6 protein-coding genes (1 of these 6 cut by a window edge) are annotated in these 7888 nt (G+C 63.7%); 2 read left to right on the top strand and 4 right to left on the bottom strand.

Annotation, left to right across the window (positions count from 1 at the left end; genetic code table 11):
* Nucleotides 1–572, top strand: partial view of a M23 family metallopeptidase gene (locus tag NKI16_RS05385; protein WP_352577119.1) — the 3' end only. The gene continues 1387 nt to the left of window position 1, outside the view; 572 of the gene's 1959 nt are visible here — the last part of the coding sequence; the start codon falls outside the window, past its left edge; it ends in the stop codon at nt 570–572.
* A gap of 17 nt (nt 573–589) precedes the next feature.
* Here the strand turns inward: NKI16_RS05385 and NKI16_RS05380 are convergent, their stop codons facing one another.
* A complete protein-coding gene (locus NKI16_RS05380) occupies nt 590–2155 on the bottom strand; it encodes an MFS transporter (RefSeq protein ID WP_023675160.1) in 1566 nt (521 codons plus the stop codon).
* A gap of 168 nt (nt 2156–2323) precedes the next feature.
* On the opposite strand from NKI16_RS05380, the gene NKI16_RS05375 reads away from it, so the two are divergent.
* Entirely contained in the window at nt 2324–2956 is a 633-nt protein-coding gene (locus NKI16_RS05375) for a TMEM175 family protein (RefSeq protein ID WP_023675159.1), read from the top strand.
* 21 nt (nt 2957–2977) lie between these two features.
* Here NKI16_RS05375 and NKI16_RS05370 read toward each other — a convergent pair whose 3' ends face one another.
* The 3 genes from NKI16_RS05370 to clpB all read right to left on the bottom strand — a co-directional run bounded on the left by NKI16_RS05370 (nt 2978) and on the right by clpB (nt 7817).
* On the bottom strand, nt 2978–4459 hold the full coding sequence (locus NKI16_RS05370; protein WP_352621702.1) for a L,D-transpeptidase family protein: 1482 nt from the start codon (nt 4457–4459) through the stop codon (nt 2978–2980).
* A gap of 238 nt (nt 4460–4697) precedes the next feature.
* On the bottom strand, nt 4698–5063 hold the full coding sequence (locus tag NKI16_RS05365; RefSeq protein ID WP_352456638.1) for an MmcQ/YjbR family DNA-binding protein: 366 nt from the start codon (nt 5061–5063) through the stop codon (nt 4698–4700).
* A gap of 147 nt (nt 5064–5210) precedes the next feature.
* Nucleotides 5211–7817 (bottom strand): ATP-dependent chaperone ClpB, encoded by a 2607-nt coding sequence (gene clpB / locus NKI16_RS05360; RefSeq protein WP_352570512.1) that lies wholly within the window; start codon nt 7815–7817, stop codon nt 5211–5213.
* Between the last annotated feature and the right edge of the window lie 71 nt (nt 7818–7888).

Genomic DNA, 7888 nt, shown 5'->3' with positions numbered 1-7888 from the left:
TGCAGGACGGCAGCACCGACTACTTCGACGAAAACGGCAGCAGCGCCGAGCAGTTTCTGCTGCGCAATCCCTTGCCCAATGGCCGGTTTACGTCCGGGTTCGGTGCCAGGCGTCACCCCATTTTGGGGTATGTGAAAATGCACACCGGCACCGACTGGGCAGCTCCCGTGGGATCGCCGATCATTGCCGCGGGCAACGGCGTCGTCGAAAAGGCCGGCTGGGCCGGCGGCTATGGCAAGCAGATCATCTTGCGTCACGCCAATGGCTACGAGACGTCCTACAATCACCAGAGCGCCTTTGCCAAAGGCATCGAGCCGGGTGTTCGCGTTCGCCAGGGTCAGGTTATCGGCTATCTCGGCTCAACCGGCCTCTCCACCGGTCCGCATCTTCATTACGAACTGATCGTCAACGGCACAAAGGTCGATTCGATGCGCGTCCGCCTACCGGTCGGTAAGACGCTGAAGGGCGACGACCTCGTCGCCTTCAAGCGCGAGCGCGAACGCATCGACGACCTGCTCAAGCAGGAAGACAGCAATCAGTTGAAGGTCGCGAGCGCCAAGATCGAAGGCTGAGCCGACGTTTTTCGTCGTCAGCCCTGCTGATTCGCCGTGTCGCGCGCCCATGGCAGCCGCTCGCCGGAAACCGTCGTCCACGCGGTGATTGCCGAAAACAGGCAAAGCAGCGCGGTCACCGCGGCAACGGCGGCGAATGCCGCGTCGCTGGCGGCAAGTCGTGCCGTATCGAGGCCGGGCGCCAGGCCGGCTGGCGGCGGTTCGCCGAAACCCGGAATGCCGGAGCCGGCAGCGGTGCCGAGCACGCCAGCATAGACCCAGGCCGCCAGCGATCCCATCGCCGCCACGGCAATCAGGCCGCCGATGCGCGAGACGGCGTTGTTGATGCCCGAGGCCGCACCCGTATCCTTGTCCTCGACCGCCGTCATGACGGCGGTCGACAGCGGCGATACCACCAGCGCCATGCCGAACCCCATCAGAGCCATCAGCGGGAATACCCCGATCCAGAAATTGTGGATGCCCCAATAGGCCAGCAGGGCAAGTCCGGCAAAGGCAAGAGCCACAACCAGACTGCCGCTGGCGATCGGAAAGCGAGGCCCGATGCGGTCGGACCACTGGCCGACCGGTCCGGACAACACTGCGATCAATGCCGAAAGCGGCAGGAAGATGAAACCGACCTCGGCCGCGCTCAGCCCCCATCCGGCGATCATGAGCATCGGCAGATAGAACAGATTGGCCGACAGCGCGAAATAAAGGAAGAAGGTCGCCACATTGGCGCCCGCGAACGCGCCGATTCGAAACAACGACAGCTCGATCATCGGCTCGCGCCGCCGGCGCTCGAAGACGATGAACACGACGAGCAAAACCGCACCGGCGGCAATACTCGGGCCGGACATCAGCCCCTCCCCGTCGCCGCTCATCGAGGTCAGACCGTAAGCGAGAGCTCCGAACGCCAATATGGCGAGTGCAGCGCCGCCGAGATCGAGGCCGCGCTTTTCCGCCGGCGCGTCGGCAGGGACCTTGGCCAGCAGAAGATAGACCGAGATAAGGCCGAGCGGCAGATTGATGGCGAAGATCGCCCGCCAGATGCCGTCGCCGAACGCCGACAGCACGAAGCCGCCCAGCACCGGGCCGAGCGCCGTCGTCAGTGCTGATGCTGCGGCCCAGATGCCGATCGCCCGGCCGCGTTCCTTTTTCGGATAGGCTTTGGCGATAATGGCCAGGCTGCCCGGCACCATGATGGCCGCTCCGACACCCTGGATAGCCCGAAACGCAATAAGCACCGTCGGGTTAGGCGCCAGCGCGCAGGCAAGCGAGGCGGCAATGAACAGGACGATGCCGGCGACGAAGGAGTGGCGCAGGCCGAAGCGATCGCCGGCGGCGCCGCCGACGAGAATGAGGGCTGAGAGTGTCAATGCGTAGGCATTGGAAATCCATTGTGCCTCGGCGAGGCTGGCGCCGAGGTCGACGCGGATCGCCGGCGTCGCAATGGCTAGGACCGACCCGTCGATGAAGCCGAGCGCAGAAGCCAGGATCGCGGCGATCAGCACGAACCGCCGCTGCGCCTGCGGACAGAACGTATCGGCGGGAAGTGAGCCGGTCAGGGGAACGGCGCCGGTACCGACTTTGGTTGGCGTGTGCATGCCGCCTTACCTAGATCGCCGGCGCGCCGGCGACAACCGGCCAGCACGCTGTTCTCGTTGAAACCAGGCCCAACCTGGCCACACAGGCAGGATCACGCCGCTCAGGGTGCAAACGGCAAGTGCCGTGCTAAGCTTCTCGCAGCGCTACCGGCAAGGGGGAAATACCGCATGAAACGACCGCTCGAACCCTCGGCGGAAGGACGCGGGCGCGTCGTCGGCATCACCGACGGCGTGTTCGCCATCGCGCTCACCCTGATCGTTCTCGAGATCAGGGTGCCGGCGCATGAAACGGTGCATTCCGAACGCGAGTTGATCACAGCGATCACAGCACTGGCGCCGCGCTTCCTGACCTATGCGCTCAGCTTCCTGACGCTGACCATCTTCTGGTTCGGCCAGCAGGCGCAACACGGGCTGATTGCAAAATCCGACCGGCGGCTTGCCACGCTGAACCTCTGTTTCCTCGGCTTCATCGCCTTGCTGCCGTTCTCGACCGACCTTCTCGCCGACTTCCTCGAATTCAGGACTGCGGTGCTCGTCTACTGGTTCAATCTTTTGATGCTCGGACTGACGCTGCTCGCCAGTTGGCGCTACGCGGACAAAAACGGATTTCTGGCCGAAGGTGTCGACGCGGAGACCACCCGAACGGTCTATCTGCGCATCGTCAAGGCACAGATCCTGTGGGCCGTCGGCGCTGCACTCTGCCTGATCAGCCCGTTGCTCAGCGTCGGCTTCATCCTGGTGGTGCAGCTGATCTATGCCGCAGCGCTGCGCGCGCCACTGCTGCGCAAGGTCATCGGGTGATTCGGGCGAAGGCGTTGCGCTTTAGTCGACGAACTCCACGATAACGCCGGGCGTCACGATCTTGGCAAGCTCGCGCGCGTCCCAATTGGTCAGCCGCACGCAGCCATGGCTTTCGGTCTTGCCGATCTTGGACGGATCCGGCGTGCCGTGAATGCCGTAGGTCGGCTTGTCCAGCGCAATCCAGACCGAGCCGACCGGGCCGTTCGGCCCCGGCGGGATGGTCAGGATCCTGTCGTTTTCGCCCTGCTTGAAATTGATGTTCGGGTTGTAGGTGTAGTTCGGGTCCAATGCGACACGCGACACCGCATGCGTGCCGGACGGCGACGGCGTGTCGGACGAGCCGATAGTCGCCGGATAGGCTGCGACCAGCTTGCCCGCCGCATCATAGGCGCGGACCTGCTTATTGGACTTGTCGGCGATGATGCGCGCCACCGGCGTCGCCACCAGCCTGCCGAAATTGGCGACCTTGATGATGGTGCCCGGACGATTGAAATTGGCGTCCGGATTGAGCTTGTTCAGATAGGTTTCATCCATATGAAAGCGCTCGGCCAGCGCTTCGGGTACCGACGTGTAGCCCATCCGATCGAGCTGGGCCTTTTGGCTGTAGTCCTCCGGTATCGAGGCGACATAGGGACCGGCCGCATCCTCGGGCGTGATCGTATAGGAGGCGAAGGCATCGCCGCCGGATTGCGCCAGGGCCGCCTGGATGCCGATTGCGTCGGTCGATTTCAGATTGCTGCCGGTGATCTCATTATAGGCGGCGAGTGCCTTGTCGACATTCGAGCCGAAGCGTCCGTCGATGACGCCGGGCGATGCACCGGCACGGTCGAGCAGCACCTGCAGTGCCGCCACGTCCTCGCGGGCGCCGAGCGCAAGCGACGGGTCGACCGCCGTCTTGCCGCCAGTGCTTGGCGGCGGGGCTGTGTCTGGCGGTAAGGCCGCCTGCTCGTTCGGCACCGTCGGCTCGACCGGCTCGATCGAGGCCTCGTTGAGCGGCTGGCGCTCGATGGTGCGCGGCTTTACCGGCTGCGCTGCCTCCGGATAACCGTTGCCGTAGCCGTCATCCCGTGGCGCTTCGGGGAAGGCTTCCACCGAATTGTCGCCATTAAGATCGTAGTCGTCGGCCGGCGGCACGATGATCCTGCCCTCGTCTTCCAACTGCCTGCGGCGGTAGCGCGCCATGTCCTGCGGGTCGTCGAGATAATAGCGGTCGTCCTCGACCGGTCCGAGATTGCGCAAGCGCTCGCGGCGCAAGGCGCGGCGGTCGAGCCTGGTCTGCGGCGGCTGGATGGCGATGACCTTGCCGGTCTCCGCATCGACGATGACGCGGTTTCCCCTGGCATCGTAGTAGATATCGAGATTGCCGTTCTGGGCGACAAGAATGCCGCCGCCATTGGCGGCACGAACCACCCGTGGCGCGGTATCCACTATTGGCGAGGCCATCGCATTCGACGCCAGCAGCCCGGCAGCAAGCGCTGAAAGGGTGAAGATGGTGCGCAACATGATGGCCAAATTCTCCGGTCCGTAATTGCCGCCGCCGGCATTGTCTCTTCAAAGCGCCGCGCGTCTTTTTCGACGCGCAAAGGACGCTCTAACGCTTTAAATCTCCGCATCGTGCTTTGCGAAAATCAAAACTCGATTTCGGGCCGATGTGGTAGGCGAACCCCTTCGCCAGCAAATCAGTTGCCAACGATAAGGTTCCAATATGAACCGGGCATGAAGATGGCGGATTTCTGACCGATTAACCGGCAGCGAGTCCCAATTCCTTGCGCGCCTGCTTCGTCAGCTTCAGCACGACAAGACGGTGGCTTTCGCGCAGGTAATCCTTCAGCGCGCCATCATCCATGCTTTCGCCGGTCTGGCGCTGGATCCATTTCATGCCGCGTGAGGCAAGATAGGGCGCGGGCCGAAGGCCCGGCTGCTCCCTCAGCACGTCATAGGCGATGTCGGAGCATTTGAAGGTAACGAACGGCTCCTTGCCCTCACTCCAGCCGCCGATCGCGAAGACCTTGCCGCCGACCTTCCAGACATGGGCGCCGCCCCACTGCACGACATGGGTCGCCGAAGGCAGCGAGGCGCAGAAGCTGTTATAGTCGTCCAGCGTCATCTGCGCCCCGCCAGTGATGTTGGACCATGAACCGAAGGCCGGCGTAACAAAAGGGTATGCCGGTTTTTCGGAAAGGATCATGGTCGAGATTGAAGACAGGAATTCCATCCCGATTCGATCGGGATGGAACAGGCTCTTGGCTTGAGCTCAGGCGGCTGCCTCGGTTGCCACGACCGCGGGCTTCGAGCGGAAGTTCAAGCGGTCGGAGCCGGCGGTGACCTTGACGGTTGAGCCGTCGAGGATCTCGCCGAGCAGGATCTTTTCCGCCAGGGGGTCCTGCAATTCCTTCTGCATCACCCGCTTCAGCGGCCGCGCGCCATAGGCCGGGTCGTAACCCTTGGCCGCCAGCCAGTCGATCGCCTCCTGATCGAGCGAAAGCGCGATCTTGCGGTCGACAAGCAGGTTTTCCAGGCGCTTGAGCTGTATCTCGACGATACGACCCATATCCTGGCGGCGCAGCCGGTGGAACAGGATTACCTCGTCGATGCGGTTGAGGAATTCCGGCCGGAACGAAGCCCTGACGACATTCATCACCTCGTCGCGCACGACGTCGACATCCTGGTCCTCGCCGAGATTGACCAGATATTCGCCGCCGAGGTTCGATGTCATGATGATCAGCGTGTTGCGGAAATCGACCGTGCGGCCCTGCCCATCGGTCAGCCGGCCGTCGTCGAGCACCTGCAGCAGCACGTTGAAGACATCAGGATGCGCCTTCTCGATCTCGTCGAACAGCACGACCTGATAGGGCCGGCGCCGCACCGCTTCGGTCAGCGCGCCGCCTTCCTCATAGCCGACATAGCCGGGAGGCGCGCCGATCAGCCGGGCGACCGAGTGCTTCTCCATGAACTCCGACATGTCGATGCGCACCATGGCGCTCTCGTCGTCGAACAGGAAGCTGGCCAGCGCCTTGGTCAATTCGGTCTTGCCGACGCCCGTCGGTCCGAGGAACATGAACGAGCCGAGCGGCCGGTTCGGGTCCTGAAGGCCGGCGCGCGCACGGCGCACGGCTTTCGACACTGCCTGCACCGCCTCGCCCTGGCCGACGACGCGCTTGCCGACCTCGTCTTCCATGCGCAACAGCTTGTCGCGCTCGCCTTCCAGCATCTTGTCGACCGGGATCCCCGTCCAGCGCGAGACGATATGGGCGACGTGATCGGGACCGACCACTTCCTCGACCATGCCGGCCTTGCCATCCCTGGCTTCGGCCTGCTTCAGCTGCTTTTCGAGTTCCGGGATCTTGCCATAGGCAAGTTCGCCGGCGCGCTGGAATTCGCCCTTGCGCTGGGCAATGGCAAGTTCGTTGCGCGCCTCGTCGAGCTGCTTCTTGAGGTCGGCGGCAAGCCCGAGCTTCTGCTTCTCGGCCTGCCATTTCGAGGTCAGCTCGGTCGATTCCTCCTCGAGGTTCGAGAGTTCCTTCTCAAGCCGGGCGAGCCGGTCCTTCGAGGCATCGTCCTTCTCGACCTTCAGCGCCTCGCGCTCGATCTTGAGCTGCATGATGCGGCGATCGATCTCGTCCAGCGCCTCGGGCTTCGAATCGACCTGCATGCGGAGCCGCGACGCGGCCTCGTCGACGAGATCGATCGCCTTGTCCGGCAGGAAGCGGTCGGCGATGTAACGGTTTGACAGTGTAGCGGCCGCGACCAGCGCCGAATCCGAGATGCGCACCTTGTGGTGCTGCTCGTATTTCTCTTTCAGGCCGCGCAGGATCGAGACGGTGTCTTCGACCGTCGGCTCATTGACGAAGACCGGCTGGAAGCGGCGGGCAAGGGCCGCATCCTTCTCGACATGCTTGCGGTACTCGTCGAGCGTGGTGGCGCCGACGCAGTGCAGTTCGCCGCGGGCGAGCGCCGGCTTCAGCAGGTTCGACGCGTCCATGGCGCCATCCGCCTTGCCGGCACCGACAAGCGTGTGCATCTCGTCGATGAACAGAATGATGCCGCCGGCGGCAGACGTGACTTCGGAAAGCACCGCCTTCAGCCGCTCCTCGAACTCGCCGCGGTATTTGGCGCCGGCGATCAGCGACCCCATGTCGAGCGCCATCAGCTGCTTGTCCTTGAGCGATTCCGGCACATCGCCATTGACGATGCGCAGCGCCAGCCCTTCGGCGATCGCCGTCTTGCCGACGCCGGGTTCGCCGATCAGCACTGGGTTGTTCTTGGTGCGGCGCGACAGCACCTGGATGGTGCGGCGGATTTCGTCGTCGCGGCCGATGACCGGATCGAGCTTGCCCGCGCGGGCGTCCGCCGTCAGGTCGCGCGCGTATTTCTTCAGCGCGTCGTAGCCCTGCTCGGCGCTCGCCGAATCGGCAGTGCGACCTTTGCGTACGTCGTTGATGACCTGGTTCAGCGCCTGCGGCGTGACACCCGCCTTGGACAGGATGTCGGCGGTCTTGGCCGATTTTTCCATGGCCAGCGCCTGCAATAGCCGTTCGACGGTAACGAAGCTGTCACTGGCCTTCTTGGCCAGTTCCTCGGCGGTCGAAAACACCTTTGCCAGCGGCTGCGCCAGATAGAGCTGGCCATTGCCGCCCTCGACCTTGGGCATTGCCTCCAGTGCCGTTTCGACGCCGAGCTTGACGTCACGGACATTGCCGCCGGCGCGCTCGATCAGCGACGCAGCCAGGCCCTCGTCGTCATCGACAAGGACCTTGAGGATATGCTCGGGGGTGAATTGCTGGTGATTGCGGGAAAGCGCCATGGTTTGCGCGGACTGGATAAAGCCGCGCACGCGCTCGGAATATTTTTCAAGATTCATGCCTGTCTCCTTCCGTCACCGGCCCGCTTCGCGGCACCGGATCAGATTGCGGTGACGGACCCGCCCGTTCG

It is taken from the genome of Mesorhizobium sp. M0698 (assembly GCF_040320455.1).
Lineage (GTDB): Bacteria > Pseudomonadota > Alphaproteobacteria > Rhizobiales > Rhizobiaceae > Mesorhizobium.
This window is presented reverse-complemented; position numbering and strand designations above follow the sequence as displayed.

Excerpts from the sequence above, each read along its gene's own strand:
- NKI16_RS05365 (WP_352456638.1), bottom strand. The coding sequence starts at position 5,063 with ATGACGCTGGACGACTATAACAGCTTCTGCGCCTCGCTGCCTTCGGCG.
- NKI16_RS05370 (WP_352621702.1), bottom strand. The coding sequence starts at position 4,459 with ATGTTGCGCACCATCTTCACCCTTTCAGCGCTTGCTGCCGGGCTGCTG.
- clpB (WP_352570512.1), bottom strand. The coding sequence starts at position 7,817 with ATGAATCTTGAAAAATATTCCGAGCGCGTGCGCGGCTTTATCCAGTCC.
- NKI16_RS05380 (WP_023675160.1), bottom strand. The coding sequence starts at position 2,155 with ATGCACACGCCAACCAAAGTCGGTACCGGCGCCGTTCCCCTGACCGGC.
- NKI16_RS05375 (WP_023675159.1), top strand. The coding sequence starts at position 2,324 with ATGAAACGACCGCTCGAACCCTCGGCGGAAGGACGCGGGCGCGTCGTC.